Source organism: Psychrobacillus sp. NPDC093180, from assembly GCF_044754065.1.
Classification (GTDB): Bacteria; Bacillota; Bacilli; order Bacillales_A; family Planococcaceae; genus Psychrobacillus.
In genome coordinates, this window is sequence record NZ_JBIVOJ010000002.1 from 406,017 (window position 1) to 425,188 (window position 19,172).

Below are 19,172 nucleotides of genomic sequence, written 5' to 3' on the forward strand. Positions count from 1 at the left end.
CTTATTTGCGTGAGATTCTATCGAATGGTAAAATGGGGAGTAAGACTAAATGGGAAGTGAAAATAGATGCTTGGTGTATTAAATAAAGTATTCGACTTAAATAAACGTGAAATAAAACGATTAGAAAAAATTGCAGATCAAGTAGAAGCATTAGCTGGTGAAATGGAAGCGAAATCTGATGAACAACTAGCTGCAAAAACGATCGAGTTCAGAGATCGTTACGCAAAAGGAGAAACATTGGACAAGCTGCTGCCGGAAGCATTTGCTGTAGTGCGTGAAGCGGCTAAGCGTGTACTTGGAATGTTCCCTTTCCGCGTCCAAATTATGGGGGCAGCGGCGCTTCATGAAGGGAATATCGCAGAAATGAAAACGGGGGAAGGGAAAACCCTTACGTCTACTATGTCTGTGTATTTAAATGCGATTCCAGCACTTGGAGCACATGTTGTAACGGTCAATGAATATTTATCAAGCCGTGATGCTGCAGAAATGGGCCAATTGTATAATTTCTTAGGACTGTCAGTAGGATTAAATTTAAATTCATTATCTAAAGAAGAAAAACGTGAAGCATATGCGGCGGATATTACGTATTCGACGAATAATGAGCTTGGTTTCGATTATCTGCGCGATAATATGGTGTTATACAAAGAAGATAAAGTACAACGTCCACTTCATTATGCCGTAATCGATGAGGTTGACTCCATTTTAATTGATGAAGCGAGAACGCCATTAATTATTTCTGGGCAAGCAAATAAAGCGGCGTTATTGTACAAGCAAGCAAATGCTTTCGTCCGTACATTAATCAAAGACACGGATTATACGTATGAAGAATCTACAAAAGGCGTTACGCTAACAGATGTTGGGGTAGAAAAAGTAGAAAAAGCATTTAATATTGAAAACTTATTTGATTTGACACATGTACGCTTAAATCATGCGATCAATCAATCATTGAAAGCTCATGCTTCCATGCATTTAGATGTGGACTATGTTGTTCAAGACGGGGAAGTTGTGATCGTTGACTCCTTCACTGGTCGTCTGATGAAAGGTCGTCGTTATAGCGATGGTCTACACCAAGCGATCGAAGCAAAAGAAGGATTAGAAATTCAAAATGAATCCATGACAATGGCTACAATTACGTTCCAAAACTTTTTCCGTATGTACGATAAGTTATCTGGTATGACCGGTACGGCGAAAACAGAGGAAGAGGAATTCCGTAATATTTATAATATGAACGTTATTGCGATTCCAACGAACCGTCCGATTGCAAGGGATGACCGTGCTGATTTAATCTATGCTTCGATGAACGGTAAATTTGAAGCAGTCGCAGCAGATATTGCAGAACGAAACCAAAAAGGTCAACCTGTTTTAATTGGTACCGTTGCGATTGAAACCTCTGAAATTATTTCCAAATTGTTAACCAAACATGGTATTAAGCATAATGTATTAAATGCGAAAAACCATGAGCATGAAGCGGAAATTATTGCAACTGCAGGACACCTAGGTTCCGTTACGATCGCGACAAACATGGCTGGTCGTGGTACAGATATTAAACTTGGCGACGGTGTTTTAGAAGCAGGCGGTTTAGCTGTAATTGGTACGGAGCGTCATGAATCACGCCGAATTGACAATCAGCTACGTGGACGTGCTGGTCGTCAAGGAGATCCAGGGGTGACACAATTCTATCTTTCAATGGAAGATGAGTTGATGCGTCGTTTCGGTTCAGATAATATGCGTAATATGATGTCTAAACTAGGAATGGACGATTCACAGCCTATCCAATCGAAAATGGTTTCTCGTGCGGTAGAATCCGCTCAAAAACGTGTAGAAGGTAATAACTTCGACTCCCGTAAACGCTTATTGCAATATGATGATGTTTTACGTCAGCAACGTGAAATTATTTATAAAGAGCGTAACGAAGTATTAGAAACTGAAAATATGCGTGCACTTGTAGAATCGATGATTTTCGGTGCGATCGAGCGTTTAGTAGGCTCTAATACTGCTTCAGACAATAAAGCGGAGTGGACTCTAAAAGGAATAGTAGATTACGTGCAAGCGAATTTACTGCCAGAAGGTGTCATTTCACTAAGTGACTTGGAAAACTTATCATCAGAAGAGATGATCGAAAAATTAAAAGAAGAAGTAATTCGCTTCTATGATGCAAAAGAGGAAGAAATGACTCCAGAGCGCATGCGTGAATTCGAAAAAGTTGTGTTACTTCGTTCGATTGACTCTAAATGGATTGACCATATCGATGCGATGGATCAGCTACGTCAAGGTATTCATTTACGTGCATACGGGCAAAATGACCCACTTCGTGAATATCAAAGTGAAGGATTTGCTATGTTCGAGGCAATGGTCGACGCGATCCAAGAAGATGTAGCGAAATATGCAATGAAAGCAGAGATTCGAAATAATCTTGAACGAGAAGAAGTAGCAAAAGGGCAAGCGGTAAATCCAAAGGAAGAGGGAGGACCCGTTAAGAAAAAACCAGTTCGCAAGGATGCAGTGGTAGGACGAAATGACCTATGCCCATGCGGTAGCGGGAAGAAATTTAAAAACTGTCACGGAACAGCACAATAACGAAATGCGAAAGCGCCTATGTCTACCCCTCGAGGTAGACATAGGCGCTGAAGCTGGCCAGTAACTGAATAGAATATCATCAACATTTACTTGAATTTAGGAAAGTCGGAGGAATATTTAATATGGTTGAAATAGCAGTAGTAAGAAATGAATTGGATCGAACAGCAGGGAAATTAGAAGACTTTAGGGGGTCTCTTTGACTTAGAAAACAAAGAGGTTCGCATACAAGAATTAGAGGAGTTAATGACATTTCCTGACTTCTGGGATGATGCACAGGCTGCCCAAAAAATAATTAATGAAATGAACGCACTAAAAGCTATCGTAGAGCAATACAATGAGCTAGTATCTACGCAAGAAAACTTAGAAATGACACTTGAGCTTCTGAAAGAAGAGCCAGATGAGGAATTACAAGAAGAACTCGGTTCAGAACTAAAAGAGTTCACAAGTGCACTAGGTGACTTCGAGTTACAATTGCTATTAAGCGAAGAATACGACAAGCATAATGCAATTTTAGAATTGCACCCAGGTGCGGGTGGTACAGAGTCACAAGACTGGGGTTCCATATTACTCCGTATGTATCAGCGCTGGGCTGATAAACGCGGATTTAAAGTAGAAACGATCGATTATTTACCAGGCGATGAAGCAGGTATTAAATCTGTTACATTGCTTATTAAAGGGCATAATGCATACGGCTATTTAAAAGCTGAAAAAGGTGTACATCGCCTTGTCCGCATTTCTCCTTTCGATTCATCTGGTCGCCGCCATACATCGTTTGTTTCTTGTGATGTTATGCCGGAATTCAATGATGAGATTGAGATTGAAATTCGTACAGAAGATTTGAAAATTGACACGTATCGTGCAACAGGTGCTGGTGGTCAGCATATCAATACGACGGATTCAGCCGTTCGTATTACGCATTTACCAACGAACACGATTGTTACTTGCCAAACGGAACGTTCACAGATTAAAAACCGTGAGCATGCGATGAAATTATTAAAATCGAAATTATATCAATTAAAAATCGAAGAACAAGAAGCGGAACTTGCAGCAATCCGCGGAGAACAAAAAGAAATCGGATGGGGAAGCCAAATCCGCTCTTATGTTTTCCATCCATACTCAATGGTAAAAGATCATCGTACAAATGAGGAAAGTGGAAATGTCCATGCAGTTGTTGATGGTGAAATAGATCCATTCATCCATGCATTCTTACGTTCACGCATAAATTAATAGACGAAAAATACCCCGATGTTATAATAAAATAACAAAGGGGTATTTTTTATTATTAAAAAATTAGAGGAGAAAGTGGCGTGGAATAAATGGATATGAAAGAGTTAAAGAAAAATGATTTAGTAAAGAAAAACTTTATTATGTTTTTAGCTTACAGTCTAGCAGGTAGTTTAGGTTTTATTGCTCAAGTAGCATTAAAAGCTGAAAAAGGAATATTAATATCCATTGGTGTACCTTTGTTAATTGCCATCATTGTTTTTATAATATCCAAAAAAGTACAAGCCGTTTCTGCGGCTTTTCCGTTTATTCTTCTCCTTGCTGCAGGTGTAACTGCTGTTGGAACGAGTGTCTTAAACGAAGTAAGTATCGGTACCATTGTACTCGCTTTATTTATTTTAGTTGTAGGTGGCTTGCATAATACGCAAGTTGTATTCGTTTTTGGATATGTTTTGTCCCTACTAGCAGTTATTGTAAATGTTCTATTAGATGACAAAGGCTTATTAGCTGACCAAGCTGCGAATGTGTTTCTCGTTCAGTTTATAATGGCATTAGGTATTTTCCTACAAGTTAGACAAAGTAAAGCATTATTTAAAAATGTGGAAAGCAATGCGGAAGCAGCGATAGTTAAAGCAAATGAAGAAGCTGCACTGGCGCAAAGACTGGAAACGGCTGTTTCGATTATTACTTCCAATTTAGAACAAATCCGTACTAATACTTTTTCTGCGAACAATGCGCAACAAGAAATGCTGACGGCTGTAGGAGAAGTGAGTATTAGTTCACAGCGGCAAGCCGATCATGTAGGGGATATTGTGAAAAATACGGAAGCAACATCTACTTCAGTAAAACAAATAGTGGAAAAACTATCTTCTATTGTTCAACAAGCAGATGTTGCGGCGAAAAATGCTTCCAATGGATCGGTAGAAATGGAAAAGATGAAAGAAGACATTGACCGATTTACGGTGTTTTTTGTTGAGTTAAATAAAAACTTCCATGAGCTTTCCGAAAAAATTAAAGAAACAAATACATTCGCGAATGCGATTCGACAAATAACCGAGCAAACGAATTTACTTGCATTAAACGCATCCATTGAAGCGGCAAGAGCAGGTGAACAAGGAAAAGGTTTTGCAGTTGTGGCAGAAGAAATCCGAAAATTAGCGGGTGTCACCAATCAAACATTAGAAAAAATTGATGGTAATTTAGACGAGGTAAATAAATACAATCATACTACTATGCAAAAACTGGAAAACGGTGTAAATCAAATTTATAGCCAAGTGCAAACTGCTGATAAATCGAATAAATCCTTTAATGAATTATTCGAGATGATGCAAGTGTTACAAAAGGAATTAGTCCATTTGTCCGCGGATGTAGAATTGATTTCCAAAAACAGTGAAGCAATTAGTATGAGCACTAATGATTTTGCTGCGATTATTGAAGAAAGCACTGCTACTGTGGAAGAACTGAATGCAACCCTTCTCGATATTACGGAAGACCAGCAAACAATTGCAAAATATATTGACGAAACATATGCAGAAGCACAAAAGATTAATAGATAGAAGTGAAAGATGCCTTATTTATTTGGGCATCTTTTTAATTTTAGTTTAGAGGTTGTCCAACTACATAAATAAAGGTTTTGTTATGTGCCTATTTCAAGTATCATTAAGATGTTAGAATATTACGAAACAGGGGAGATAGCAATGATCTTAGTTTTAGCTACATTAATGATAGAAAAAGTTGGGATTATCGTTATTGTTGCTTTTTTACTCTCTCAACTGAAATCATTTCAACAAATTATTCAAAATGATCATAAGAATAGCGAAAAAATCATACTCATTTTACTTTTTGGTGCCCTCGGAATTATTAGTAACTATACAGGAGTCGAGATTGAGCACGGGATAATTGTTAATAGTGGATGGCTTGCTGGAATCGACCCGGATAATGCTATTGCCAATACAAGAGTCATGGGTGTAGTCATTGGAGGAATATTGGGAGGACCGATCGTTGGTTTAGGTGCCGGCTTGATCGCAGGTATTCACCGATACTCCTTAGGAGGCTTTACAGCTCTAGCTTGTTCACTAGCTGTTATTGTAGCTGGAATTGCTTCAGGATATTTTTCAAGAAGACAAATAAATAGTGGGAAGAAGATTACACCAATCAACGCGGCTATTTTAGGAATGACATTAGAAGCCGTTCAAATGCTGATCATTTTAGCATTAAGCAAGCCTTTTGAAGAAGCTTGGATACTTGTTCAAGTTATTGGTATTCCGATGGTTTTTGTAAACGGATTAGGAATGTTTCTGTTTATGTTTATTATCCGTTCAATTATTCGTGATGAGGAGCGTGCCCGGGCAAACCAAACGAGCAAGGCCTTTCATATTGCCGATCAAACCCTGCCTTTCTTTCGTCAAGGTTTAAACACAAATTCATGTAAAGAGATTGCAGAAATCATGTTGAGGCTGACCGATGCAGATGCTGTGGCCATAACAGATGAGCGGCAAGTGCTGGCACATGTAGGAGCAGCATCTGATCATCATATTCCTGGAGGACATTTTATAACAGGTTTAACGAAAAGAGTACTGAGAAATGGCGAAATTGCAGTAGCAAAATTAAAAGAAGAAATTTATTGTTCGGACAGTAATTGTTCTTTGGAAGCAGCAATTGTATTACCTTTAAAGAGGCAAAATAAAACAGCAGGTACACTAAAAATGTACTTTATACAACCGAGCAAGCTGGATGATATTCAGCAGCAACTAGCAGAAGGACTTGCCAATCTATTTTCAACCCAATTGGAGCTAGCGGAAGCTGAAAGACAAACAAAGTTATTAAAAGATGCAGAAATTAAAGCATTACAGTCTCAAATTCATCCGCATTTTTTATTTAACAGCCTTAACTCTATTTCTATTTTATGTCGTACCGATGCTCTAAAAGCGCGAAAACTATTACTGGAACTTAGTTCATTTTTGCGTGGGAATATGCAAGGGGCGAGACAGATGCTCATCCCTCTAGAAAAAGAACTAGAAAATGTGAAGTCGTATCTATCATTAGAACAAACACGATTTCCGGACAAGTATCACATTGATCTGCAAATAGAACCCGGTATTGAAAAAGTTTTGCTACCTCCATTTACATTGCAGCCACTCGTGGAAAATGCAATCAATTATGCTTTTACTAATTTAGAAGGGGTAGGATTAATAGCGATAGAGATTTCCACAGTGAATCATAATCTGCAAATTGTAGTAGCAGACAATGGCAGAGGAATACCGATAAATAAAATGGCGATATTAGGTAAACAGACGATTATATCTAAAAAAGGAACGGGTACTGCCATTTATAATATTAGCAAACGTTTATCCGGAATTTATAATGGGCAGGCAAGTTTAGAAATAGCGAGTGAAATGAATAGAGGAACAACTATCACAATCTCTATTCCGCTTGATAGTAAAGGAGTATTACAGCAACATGTTGAAAGCGTTTATAGTTGAAGATGAACCATTAGCAAGAGATGAATTAAAGTATTTGCTTATGGAAAGTAAACAAATTGAAATAGTTGGCGAAGCAGGGAGTTTAGTAGATGCTGTCAAACATATTTCTAGACAAAAACCAGATCTTGTTTTTTTAGATATTGATTTGGATGGAGATAATGGATTGGATTTAGCAAAGCAATTACTTATGCTAAATCCGACTCCGGCAATTGTTTTTGCGACGGCATATGATGAGTATGCTTTACAAGCTTTCGAGTTAAATGCAATTGACTATATTTTAAAGCCTTTTGATGAAGATCGTATTCGTCAAACCCTAGAGAAAATTATCCAAATTGCTAAAATAGGTACTCAAAAAATCACTATCACACCTTCCTTGAAAAAAGCTAGTACGGATAAAATCGCTGTTCTTGTGGATGAGCGAATTGTGTTACTTGAAAATGATTCAATCATCTACTTAGAATCTTTTGAAGGAAAGTGTAAGATTAAGACGATGACGGATGAATACCTTGTTAGCGATTCCCTCGTTGTGATCGAGAAAAAATTACAACACCCGCAATTCATGCGAGTTCACCGTAGCTTTATCGTGAATCTAGATCATATTGTGGAAATTCATCCGTGGTTTAATTCCACTTATAATTTAGTTTTAAAAGACAAATCAAAGGTTCCGGTAAGCAGGACATACATAAAAGAATTTAAAATGCATGTTGGTTTTTAAGGTTAACTGCATTTCAATTCTCCATTTTTGCATTTCATCCTTAAATTTTTGTAATTCAGCTAAAATTGGAATTTATCATTCTAGTATTTAGTATGATTATTATAGAATAGAAGGATGGGGGAAGAGAGTAATGAATGCGGTTACAATTGTAATAGGTTCTATTTGTATACTATTAATAGCTTATCGTTTATACGGTACGTTCATGGCAGCAAAGGTTTTAAAACTTGATGATTCTAAACCTACTCCAGCGCATGAATTGGAGGATGGGAAAGATTATGTACCCACGAACAAATGGGTCACGTTTGGTCACCATTTTGCGGCGATTGCTGCGGCGGGACCGCTAGTTGGTCCAATACTTGCAGCACAGTTCGGGTATTTACCTGGGTTACTTTGGCTGTTGATTGGTGCGGTAATCGGGGGAGCGGTTCACGATATGGTCGTGCTTTTTGCTTCCATGCGTCAAGATGGAAAATCTTTATCAGAAATTGCTAAAAAAGAGCTCGGTCCTGTTGCAGGATTTTGTGCAGGACTCGCAATGTTATTCATCATTACAATTACAATGGCTGGTTTATCATTAGTTGTACTAAGCGCCTTAGAGAGAAATCCATGGGGAACTTTTGCGGTAGGAATTACGATTCCAATTGCAATGGGTGTTGGATTGTACCATAAAAAAACAGGGAACTTAAAAGTAGCTACAATCGTTGGTTTTGCACTTATTATGGCGGCTATTTTTTGGGGACCAAATATTCAAGGTACAGCTCTTGGTGATTTCTTAACTTTAGAAAAGAGTACAATTGCTTTAGCATTACCGATTTATGCTTTTTTTGCAGCTGCATTACCAGTTTGGTTATTGCTTGCACCACGCGATTATTTAAGTACTTTTATGAAAATTGGGGTATTTATCGCGTTAATCATTGGGGTATTCTATGTAAATCCTGCCGTTCAATTCCCGGCATTAACGGAATTTATTAATGGAGGCGGTCCAATTATCGCCGGTCCAGTTTGGCCATTCGTTTCAATCACGATTGCATGTGGAGCGATTTCTGGATTCCACGCATTTGTTGGTTCAGGTACAACTCCAAAAATGATTAACCGATGGAGCGATATTAAAGGTGTTGCTTTCGGAGCAATGCTAGTAGAGTGTTTAGTTGCGATTATGGCATTGATCGCTGCGGTATCATTAATGCCAGGCGATTATTTTGCGATCAACTCAACACCAGAAAAATTTGCAACATTAGGAATGGAAACAGTCCATTTAGATAAACTGAGCGAAGAAATCGGAATGGATTTAGAAGGAAGAACAGGCGGAGCAGTTACACTAGCAGTTGGAATGACATATATCTTCACGGAAATTCCTATATTTGAAAAAATGGCATCATTTTTCTATCAATTTGTTATTTTATTTGAGGCCGTCTTTATACTGACCGCCATAGATTCAGGAACACGAGTTGCTCGTTATCTTATTCAAGATTTCGGTGGCACATTCTTTAAACCTTTAAAAAAGACAAACTCTTTATGGGCGAATATTTTTGCAAGTGCATTAGCCTGCTTTATGTGGGGATATTTACTTTACTCCGGAGATATCAGTTCGGTATGGGCATTATTCGGTGTATCCAATCAGTTAATGGCTTCTATTGGATTAATCATCGGTGTAACAATTGTACTGAAAATAGCAGATAAACGTTGGTATATACTTACTTGTTTAATCCCTCTTGCTTATCTGTATGTAACTGTAAATGTAGCGGGTTACTGGATGGTGAAAAACGTTTACTGGAATGCAGAAAGTCCTGGCTTCAATTTCTTAAACGGAACACTTTCTGTTATTATGTTAATACTCGGTCTCGTTATTCTCATCACTTCGATTCGCAAGTGGCTGCAACTAGGGAAACTACCACAAGATGTGTTAGTTGAGCGTGCAGCCAAAGGCACAATCTAATATCAGGCTCCAAGGTTTAAAACGGTTCTAAATCGTTTTGAGCTTGGAGCTTTTTTTATTGGAGTTATATCTTATTACTTTAGTCGATTAAAACGATACTTTGCTGAAGTTCACAAATGTTGTTTCAGTTGTTATACTAGTGCCATCTATGACAACGAAAGAGGATATTCAATGGAAACTAATCACAGACTACATAAAGAACTACCTCCAATAGTGGAGCATGGCAAAGATTATATATACGTTATTATTGGTGCAGCGATTATTGCGATTGGCTTTAATGTTTTTTTATTGCCTAACCAAATTGCTTCCGGTGGAGTTAGCGGTATTAGTACTATTTTAAAGGGTGTTTTTGGGTGGGAACCTGGGATTGTGCAATATGCTTTTAATATTCCCCTTTTTATCGCAGGTTTAATCTTTTTAGGTGCGAAATTTGGCATTAAGTCATTTGTTGGAACATTAACATTGCCAGCAGTTGTTTTGTTAACTTCTAGTTGGGAGCCTTGGACAAATAATCCTTTATTAGGTGCATTGTTTGGCGGGATTGCAGTTGGTCTTGGACTAGGAATTGTATTCCGTGGAGGTGCCTCTACCGGAGGAACTGACTTGGCGGCACAAATTATTACGAAGTATACAGGCTTTTCGCTTGGAACGAGTGTGTTATTGATAGATGGCTTGATCGTTATTACTGCGGCATTCGTTTTTGATATTGAAAAAGCACTTTATGCCCTAATTGGATTATTTGTGACGACCAAAACAATCGACATCGTCCAATTAGGTTTTAGCCAATCGAAAATGATTTATATTATTACGAATAAACAGGATGAAATAAGGGATGCTATCTATAAAGAGATAGATCGCGGGGTGACAAAACTTCCTGCTTTTGGCGGATATACGAATAAAGAAAGACCAATTTTAATGGTTGTAGCGTACCAAACAGAGTTCACAAAACTGAAACATGTCATCAAGACAATTGATCCAACAGCTTTTGTCATTGTTTCCGATGCCTACGAGGTGCTTGGGGAAGGTTTCAAAAGGTATTAACAATGGTATAATAAAGTATGAGGTTCAAATTTACTTTGAGGGAGGTAATAGTAATGAACAAAAAACTATTAGCTGTAATATTTGGTGCAGGATTAATGCTAGCTGCTTGTGGCGGTGGCAATGACGAAGCAAATAATAATGACACGGCGACTGACACTGACACAGGTACTGCTCCAACTACTGAAAATGCTTCAGCAGATGCAGAAAAAATTGTTAGTTCGAAATGTATTAGCTGTCACGGTGGTAACTTAGAAGGACAAGGTAACTTCCCAGCGCTTAATGATGTTGGATCACGTTTATCTGAAGATGAAATTTTAAATGTTATTGAAAATGGTAGAGGCGCTATGCCAGGTGGACTGGTAACAGGCGAGGAAGCACAAGCAGTAGCTGCATGGTTAGCTGCTAAAAAATAATATGTAAGAAAAAATCAGTTGCTCATCTCGGGCAGCTGATTTTTTTGTTCAAGGAGATTCAAACTAACCCCGAACACGAAAAACTACCTCCAAATTACGACACAAAAGCTTGTTTTCTCCCAAAAGTAAATTTTCTACAGCAATTTCATGAAAAAAGAAAATATAAAGAAAAGAAGGAATCTAAGCGAACGATGTAGAAAATAACAACGGTAGGTCATTTGAACTTGGGCATTTTTACCTGTTAAATTTGAAAAATACATCGAATCATCGAATTTTTACCTAGTATTGCCTATAAAATGAAATGTAATTGTAACAAAATAAGAAGCGTCTAATGTTATAATAGGCATGTCGCATTTTTAATTAAACGAAACTAATTAGGTGGTTTATAAATGATTGAAATGAAAAATGTCTATAAAAAATATCCAAACGGGATCGTTGCCGCAAATGGAATTGATATAGAAATTAAGCAAGGAGAATTTGTATACGTAGTCGGGCCAAGTGGTGCAGGAAAATCGACATTCATCAAAATGATGTATCGAGAAGAACGACCAACATCAGGAGATATCTTCATCAATGGTACTAATCTATCGTCATTAAAAAACAATAAAGTTCCTTATTTGAGAAGACAAATAGGAGTAGTCTTTCAAGACTTTAAATTACTGCCACGTCTAAATGTATATGAAAATGTTGCATTTGCATTAGAAGTTATTGAAGAAACGCCAACCGTTATACGCAAAAAGGTAATGGAAGTTTTGGAACTTGTAGGTCTAAAACATAAAGCAAGGATGTTTCCTACAGAGCTCTCTGGTGGCGAGCAACAACGTGTTTCAATCGCTCGGTCTATTGTCAACACTCCAAAGCTTGTCATTGCGGACGAGCCAACGGGAAATCTTGATCCAGACACATCCTGGGAAATTATGAATATATTCGAAGAAATTAATGCTCGAGGAACTACAATTATAATGGCAACACATAATAGAGAAATTGTAAATACCATTAGACACCGTGTTATCGCTGTTGAGGGTGGATTAATCACTCGAGACGAAGACAAAGGGGAATACGGTTATGAAAACTAGAACAGCAGGTAGGCACTTCAGAGATAGCTTGAAAAGTATCAGTCGAAATGGTTGGATGACATTTGCTTCGGTGAGTGCGGTAACTGTTACGTTACTATTAGTCGGCGTGTTCGTCATGATCATGATGAATTTAAACAAAGTAGCAGATGATCTTGAAAAAGATGTAGAAATTAAAGTAATTGTCGAATTAACAGCTGACGAAGCTGCTATCACAGCATTACAAGATGAGATTAAAAATACATCAGGTGTAGCAGAAGTACAATATTCTCCAAAAGAAGATGAGCTGAATAAGTTAGTGTTGGACTTCGGGGAAGACTTGCGTTTGTTTGAACAGCAAAATCCATTACATAATGTGTTTTATGCAAAAGCAGCAAATCCGCAAGACACAGAAAAAGTAGCTAAAAGACTGGATCGTTTAGATAACACATTCGAAGTGAAATATGGAGAAGGAAAAATTGAAAAACTATTTTCTTTCTTGAACACTAGTAGAAATGTAGGATTAGTACTGATACTAGCGTTATTATTCACGGCAATGTTCTTAATATCGAATACGATTCGCATTACGATTGTTGCAAGAAGAAGAGATATCGAAATTATGAAACTTGTTGGTGCAACCAATTGGTTTATCCGTATTCCTTTCATTTTAGAAGGAATGTGGCTAGGTATTCTAGGGGCGATTATTCCAATCACGCTCGTCACGACACTCTATTACAATATTCATAAAGTGCTAGCACCGAAACTTGCACAAGGAAACTTATTTGAACTGCTCGATTTTTCACCATTTATCTATCAAGTAAATGCGTTGATTTTATTGATGGGAGTACTTATAGGTGTTTGGGGAAGTTTCATGTCAGTAAGAAAGTTTTTGCGTGTATAAAAAAGAACTATGAAGGAAAATTGAGAGGAGCAAGAAGTTTTGAGAAAACAGTCTAAATGGGTGCTACGCGTCTTTGCGGTAGCTACTACTTGCGCGCTTTTATTCACAGGACCAAGTGCCCTTGCTAATTCATTGAACGATTTAAAAAGTCAGCAAAAAGAACTTGAACAAAAGAAAAATACGATAAACTCAAACATTAAAGAAACAGAAGGTAAGATTAACGATAACGCATCAAAAATCGAACAAATTATGGCTCAAATTCAAGCTTTAGATACAGAAATTATTACGACAGAAGATAAAATATCTAAAGTGCTAAATGAAATAGAGTTAACAACGACTGAAATAGAAAATTTAAAAGCTTCTATTGCAGAGTTAGAACGTAAAATTGAAGAACGTGATGAGCTATTAAAAGAGCGAATCCGTGCAGTTCAAGTTAGCGGAGGATCCGTTAGTTATTTAGACGTTTTACTAGGGGCAAATAGTTTTATCGATTTTATCGACCGTTTCTCAGCAGTAAATACATTGATGGAAGCGGACCGTACGATTTTGAAAGAACAGGCTGATGATAAAAAACAGCTAGAAGAGCAAAAAGCAAGCCTAGAAGATAAATTAAAACAACAAGAAGCAAGCAAAAATGAGTTACTAAATTTAAAGGCTGAGCTAGATAAACAGAAAGCATCTAAAGGAAATTTAGTAGATCAATTAGAAGTGGAACAAAAAAAATTACAAGCTGATAAACAAGAAATGGAATCAGAGTACGATGAAGTATTAAATTTAAGCGAAGAAGTGACAAATAAAATTGTTGCTGAACAAAAACGCCAAGCAGAAATTGCACGAAAACTAGCAGAAGAGAAAAAACGTAAACAAGCGGAAGAAAGAAAACGTCAACAAGCAGCAAGTGGGTCATCTACAGCAATTCCAGCAGTCTCTTCAGGAGATTGGACAAGACCAGCATCAGGACGTCTTACTTCTGGTTACGGATATCGTATGCATCCTATATATGGAAAAGGGAAAATGCATTACGGAATCGACTTTGGAGCTCCGACTGGTACTACAGTTGTTTCAGCGGCAGATGGTGTAGTCTCTTATGCCTCACCACTTAGCACATATGGAAATGTGATTATGGTAACACACTCCATAGATGGTCAAACATTTACTTCTTTATATGCACATCTAAGTAGTATTAAAGTAAGTGTTGGACAAGCCGTTTCAAAAGGCCAATCGATTGGTGCAGTTGGAACGACAGGAAATTCGACAGGACCTCATTTACATTTTGAAATCCATATCGGTACATGGAGTGGTATGGCAAATAACTCAGTGAATCCATTAAGATATATTTCCCTATAATATCATATCAAGACGCCTATTCTATTTTTGGAAGGCGTCTTTTCTTTTGTCATAAACATTCCATTGGTATACAAGTGACTATTCAGTTTATAATAAGAGCGATGATGTGTATTGAAAATGCATTAATGGAGGTAAGAAGTGAAGAAAAAATTAATAGGCTTATTAATCGTAGGTTGCTTAGTCGCTATCGCAACCGTATCCTTTGTAAAAAATAATGTAGACGAAACGGAAGCGTTTGCCGGAGAACAAATGGGAACCGATATGGCAGCGAACCCTGCAAATGAAGGAATAGGTCAAGGCGATCGTGCCCCAAATTTTACACTTACTACGCTTGATGGAAAAGAAGTGTCGCTTGCAGATTATCAAGGGAAAAAGGTTGTATTGAACTTTTGGGCAACTTGGTGTCCTCCTTGTAAAGCGGAGATGCCTCATATGCAAAACTACTATGAAGATATGGCAGACCAAGAAAATGTAGAAATTTTAGCAGTTAACTTAACGAGCTCTGATGTTGGTATTGATAAAGTAAAACTTTTTAAAGAAGATTATGGACTTAGCTTTCCAATTCCTTTAGATGAAGAAGGAGATGTTGGGAAAACGTATCAAGCGATTACAATTCCCACTACGTATATGATTGACACGACCGGAACGATTCAAAACAAAATTGTTGGACCTATGGATGAACAGATGCTTATAGACTATGTAAGCAAATTAAAATAAACGCCGATTTTTGGGCAAGTATTAAATTTCTATTTCCACACATATATTAGTGGAAAAGTAGGAGGTTGAACTTGCGCAAAAGTCGGATTTTTTTATATGTCTTGTTATTCATTATTTTGCTTGGGGTAGTCTATTTTTGGTACGGAAAATCTACTAAATCAGTAGAAACAGAGGTTAGTGTCAGTAATAGTGAAGTAATTGACGAAGCATTTCAATTGATCAAAAAGGAGGCTGTGTTTTCTAAAAATGAAAAGCTGCTAGTAGAAGGTGCGATACGGGGAATGACCGAAGCGCTAGAAGATCCGCATAGCACTTATCTAACAAAGGAAGAAGCTGCAAACCAAGAAGCATCTCTTGCAGAAGAACGGGTTGGGATCGGTGTAGAAATTATGCAATCTGCAGGGAAATTTATCGTAGTTGCTCCACTTAAAGACTCACCAGCCTATAAGGCAGGGTTAAAGTCACAGGATGAAATTGTTCGAGTGAATGAAGAAAGAGTAGATGGAAAGACGATGGCCGAGCTAGTCCAATTATTAAGTGGTGAAAAGGGTACTTCGTTGAAAATGACGATCTATCGTGCAAGTGAAAATCGACATGTAGAGTTACATATGAAACGGGAAACAATTGCAATGCATACGGTTTCGAGTGAAATATATGAAGTGGATAATCATCCTATTGGAATAGTGACGATTTCATTATTTGGTGAAAAAACGGGAGAAGAATGGGAAAAGCAAACAAAATCATTAGTAGAGCGTGGTATTGACGGACTAGTCATTGACGTAAGGGGAAATCCAGGTGGGTATTTATTTAGTGTTTCTTCTGTGATTGGCACGTTAATGAAAAATGGAACGACTTTTGCTTATATGCAAAATGCAAAAGGTGTATTAGAAATGTTAAACACAGAAAGTAAAGAGGCACCTTATTTAAATAAAGTACCAGCTGTTTTATTGCAAAACGGGGGAAGTGCTTCTGCTAGTGAAGTGCTCGCTGGAGCGCTTCGCGATAATAAACGTGCGCTAATTGTAGGAGAAACAAGCTTTGGTAAAGGAACAGTACAAGAAACACATCCATTATCAAATGGTGGTAAGTTGAAAATTTCTACACATAAATGGCTTACTCCCAAACAAGAATGGATTCATCATAAAGGAATTGAAGCGGATTTAAAAGTGGAACAGGAAGAATTGTTTGCAATGGATCAAAAATACTTGAGCGGCGACTTCCGAGTGGGTGATTACGGTGAAGAAGTAAAATATGTCCAACAAGTCTTAGGCGCGCTCGGCTATAATATCGGTAGGCAAGATGGCTATTTTGACGAAGATACGGAAGATGCCGTCGAAAAGTATCGCCAAGAAAGAAGCTTAGAAGAAGGCGGCGAGATAAACGGCGCATTATTCCAATCGTTAACGGAAACGGTTGCAGCATACAAAACTCAAAAAGAAAATGATAAGCAATTACAAATGGGTATCAGTTATTTAATCCATGATTTAAGTAAATAAGATTATACGAAAATCCTATACGCAAAAGGCTCCTCGTTTGTTACAATAATAGGAAGGATATGTGCAAGCGAGGAGGATGCGTATGATACAGGAGTTATTAATCGAATTGGGTAAAGGAATCGGACGATTTTTCCTTCATCCAGCAGTTTATATTACGATCCTTTTCTCTGTTCTGATCGGCTATTACCGCGTAAAGCGAGAAAGAAGACAGTTGCGAACAAGAATTTTATGGGGATGGACAGAAGCAAAGAGACTTATTCTAGATGGGTACATTTGGGCAATCATTTTGTCAGTGCTAAGTATTGGGATTGGACTTGTACTACCAGTTTCCTGGGTTTTCATATATAGTGCATGGATGATTTTGTTTGTATTATTGTTTATGTATCAAGCTGGTTCTGCCATTTATGCCATTGCTTTAGGCGCAGCTACGTTGTATATGATGGATGTATACAACTGGTCTTTCCATCTATTTTCATGGAATCTGGCGGGATTAAATATCATGAATGATGCAATCATTCCAATTGCCATTTTAGCCGGATTGTTATTAATTGCAGAAGGGGCACTCATTCAAAAGTACGGTTCAAGTCATGCTTCTCCGAGGTTAGTAACAACCGCACGTGGGATAGAAGCGATGGAATATATAACGAAACGATTATGGTTATTGCCGATCGTACTCGTTATCCCAGGTGATGCGATTGGTTCGTATATTCCCTATTGGCCACAATTTACGCTAGGAGAATCTACGTTTTCCCTAGTACTATTTCCTTTCGTAATAGGATTTCAGCAGAAAAGTAGACATACACTACCGGTTCAATTTTTCCCAAGGTTAGGAAAAAAGGTTTGGCAACTTGGTATATTGATCACAATCATTGGGGCTGCTGGATTTGTAATGCCACTAATAAGTGCAATTGCTATTGCTCTTGGTGTATTAGGTAGAGTTATCATTAGTTATATAGAATATAAGAAAGAGACGTCTGGAGCGTTTGCAGTGTCTCCGCAGTCAGATGGTGTTATGATAGCAGGAGTGCTTTCTGATTCCCCAGCAGAAAAAATGGGGCTTCTCATCGGGGAGCGTATCGTGAAAGTGAATGGACAAAAAGTGACGAACGAACAAGAATTATATGAAGCGGTCCAAATAAATGCAGCGCACTGTCGTCTAGAAGTATTGGATTTCAGCGGTGAGCTTCGTTTACGTCAACATGTTTTGTTTAGACATGATCATTATCGATTAGGGCTGATCCTGGTAAGGTAGGAGAACTTATGGAAACATTATCTTTATCAACACAAATAATTCTAGCCATTTTTGCACCTGCATTACTCGTCGTTCTTTTTACCCGTATAACATTTAATCCTTATGTAGCGCTCATACTGACAGTCGCATTATTCGCTGCTTCGGTACAAGCGGGCTACACACACAGATGGTGGATTTATATATTAGATGCAGCATCACTAACCGTAGGATTCTGGTATGCTACTAAAAGTAAAAATACAAAGAAAAAATCCGCTTCTGAGTGAGGCGGATTTTTTATGTGGGGAAATAAAGAGATGGGGTAAATCGTAAGATAGAGTGCCGGAATCGCAAGATAGGGTCCAAGAATCGCAAGATAGGGTGTCTAAATCGCAAGATTCACCTCCGAAACCGCAAAATCAAGGTGAAACGCAAGATAGAACTTCAGAATCGCAAGATATGTCCTCGGAATGGCAAGATAGACTCTCCAAATCGCAAAATCCACCTCCGAAATAGCAAAATCCAGGTGAATCGCAAGAAAGAGCCCCAGAATCGCAAGATAGGTCCTCGGAATCGCAAGATAGACTCCCCAAATCGCAAGATCCACCTCCGAAACCGCAAAATCAAGGTAGAAACGCAAGAAAGAGCCCCAGAATCGCAAGATAGGTCCTCGGAATCGCAAGATAGACTCTCCAAATCGCAAGATCCTCCCACTAAACCTAATCATTATATAATCAAAATAATAAACTATAAATAGCTAAAACCCCAATCGTACCTAAAACTATGACCATCAAATTAGAAAAAAGAATGGCTAAAGTAAAGGCAACAATCGTCCCGATGAGTCCAAATAAAAGATTCCCTTCTTGAACATACAAAATAGCAGGGAATATTAATGCGCCTAAAACAGCGTAAGGAATATTACGCAAGACACCAGAAACAACTGGGGGCAACTCTTTTCCTTCTAAAAAAGTCAGAGGGACAGCCCTTGGAATATATGTCACAATTGCCATACCGATCAATGTCCACCAATACCATGCTCCCAT

17 protein-coding genes are annotated in these 19,172 nt (G+C 38.0%); 15 read left to right on the forward strand and 2 right to left on the reverse strand.

Annotated elements, in window-relative coordinates; translation table 11 throughout:
- The first annotated feature begins 66 nt into the window (after positions 1-66).
- From secA to ACIP9W_RS05010, 15 genes are all read left to right on the forward strand, one after another.
- Entirely contained in the window at positions 67-2,577 is a 2,511-nt protein-coding gene (gene secA, locus ACIP9W_RS04940; RefSeq protein ID WP_400786659.1) for a preprotein translocase subunit SecA, read from the forward strand.
- 122 nt (positions 2,578-2,699) lie between these two features.
- A protein-coding gene (gene prfB / locus ACIP9W_RS04945) for a peptide chain release factor 2 (RefSeq protein WP_400786661.1) occupies positions 2,700-3,804 on the forward strand; the annotation gives its coding sequence in 2 pieces (ribosomal slippage) (positions 2,700-2,774 and positions 2,776-3,804; 1,104 coding nt in all).
- 89 nt (positions 3,805-3,893) lie between these two features.
- Positions 3,894-5,357: a methyl-accepting chemotaxis protein gene (locus ACIP9W_RS04950; protein ID WP_400786663.1), complete on the forward strand. Its 1,464-nt coding sequence runs from the start codon at positions 3,894-3,896 to the stop codon at positions 5,355-5,357.
- A gap of 144 nt (positions 5,358-5,501) precedes the next feature.
- Positions 5,502-7,283 carry a LytS/YhcK type 5TM receptor domain-containing protein gene (locus tag ACIP9W_RS04955; RefSeq protein WP_400786884.1) on the forward strand — a complete coding sequence of 594 codons (1,782 nt, stop codon included), beginning with the start codon at positions 5,502-5,504 and terminating at the stop codon, positions 7,281-7,283.
- Positions 7,261-7,998, forward strand: coding sequence for a LytR/AlgR family response regulator transcription factor (locus ACIP9W_RS04960; protein WP_400786665.1), 738 nt, complete (start codon positions 7,261-7,263; stop codon positions 7,996-7,998). The genes ACIP9W_RS04955 and ACIP9W_RS04960 overlap by 23 nt, the downstream gene beginning before the upstream one ends.
- A 130-nt stretch (positions 7,999-8,128) precedes the next feature.
- Positions 8,129-9,934: a carbon starvation CstA family protein gene (locus ACIP9W_RS04965; protein WP_400786667.1), complete on the forward strand. Its 1,806-nt coding sequence runs from the start codon at positions 8,129-8,131 to the stop codon at positions 9,932-9,934.
- Between the two features lie 171 nt (positions 9,935-10,105).
- Positions 10,106-10,975 (forward strand): YitT family protein, encoded by an 870-nt coding sequence (locus ACIP9W_RS04970; protein ID WP_400786669.1) that lies wholly within the window; start codon positions 10,106-10,108, stop codon positions 10,973-10,975.
- Positions 10,976-11,028: 53 nt separating this feature from the next.
- Complete coding sequence (gene cccB, locus ACIP9W_RS04975; protein ID WP_400786671.1) at positions 11,029-11,388, forward strand: cytochrome c551; 360 nt, start codon at positions 11,029-11,031, stop codon at positions 11,386-11,388.
- A gap of 389 nt (positions 11,389-11,777) precedes the next feature.
- On the forward strand, positions 11,778-12,464 hold the full coding sequence (ftsE, locus tag ACIP9W_RS04980; RefSeq protein ID WP_282246064.1) for a cell division ATP-binding protein FtsE: 687 nt from the start codon (positions 11,778-11,780) through the stop codon (positions 12,462-12,464).
- Complete coding sequence (gene ftsX, locus ACIP9W_RS04985) at positions 12,454-13,341, forward strand: permease-like cell division protein FtsX (RefSeq protein ID WP_282246063.1); 888 nt, start codon at positions 12,454-12,456, stop codon at positions 13,339-13,341. The genes ftsE and ftsX overlap by 11 nt, the downstream gene beginning before the upstream one ends.
- Before the next feature lie 39 nt (positions 13,342-13,380).
- Complete coding sequence (locus ACIP9W_RS04990) at positions 13,381-14,688, forward strand: murein hydrolase activator EnvC family protein (RefSeq protein ID WP_400786673.1); 1,308 nt, start codon at positions 13,381-13,383, stop codon at positions 14,686-14,688.
- 138 nt (positions 14,689-14,826) lie between these two features.
- Positions 14,827-15,405, forward strand: a complete 579-nt coding sequence (locus tag ACIP9W_RS04995; RefSeq protein ID WP_400786676.1) for a redoxin domain-containing protein — start codon at positions 14,827-14,829, stop codon at positions 15,403-15,405.
- Between the two features lie 71 nt (positions 15,406-15,476).
- The gene (locus tag ACIP9W_RS05000; RefSeq protein WP_400786678.1) at positions 15,477-16,901 is read left to right on the forward strand and encodes a S41 family peptidase; all 1,425 of its coding nucleotides are present in this window, start codon (positions 15,477-15,479) and stop codon (positions 16,899-16,901) included.
- A gap of 82 nt (positions 16,902-16,983) precedes the next feature.
- Positions 16,984-18,153: a PDZ domain-containing protein gene (locus tag ACIP9W_RS05005; protein ID WP_400786680.1), complete on the forward strand. Its 1,170-nt coding sequence runs from the start codon at positions 16,984-16,986 to the stop codon at positions 18,151-18,153.
- An 8-nt stretch (positions 18,154-18,161) separates the two neighbouring features.
- Positions 18,162-18,416 (forward strand): CsbA family protein, encoded by a 255-nt coding sequence (locus ACIP9W_RS05010; protein WP_282246054.1) that lies wholly within the window; start codon positions 18,162-18,164, stop codon positions 18,414-18,416.
- Between the two features lie 98 nt (positions 18,417-18,514).
- Here the strand turns inward: ACIP9W_RS05010 and ACIP9W_RS05015 are convergent, their stop codons facing one another.
- Complete coding sequence (locus ACIP9W_RS05015; protein ID WP_400786682.1) at positions 18,515-18,769, reverse strand: hypothetical protein; 255 nt, start codon at positions 18,767-18,769, stop codon at positions 18,515-18,517.
- Positions 18,770-18,863: 94 nt separating this feature from the next.
- Positions 18,864-19,172: an AzlD domain-containing protein gene (locus ACIP9W_RS05020; RefSeq protein ID WP_282246052.1), complete on the reverse strand. Its 309-nt coding sequence runs from the start codon at positions 19,170-19,172 to the stop codon at positions 18,864-18,866.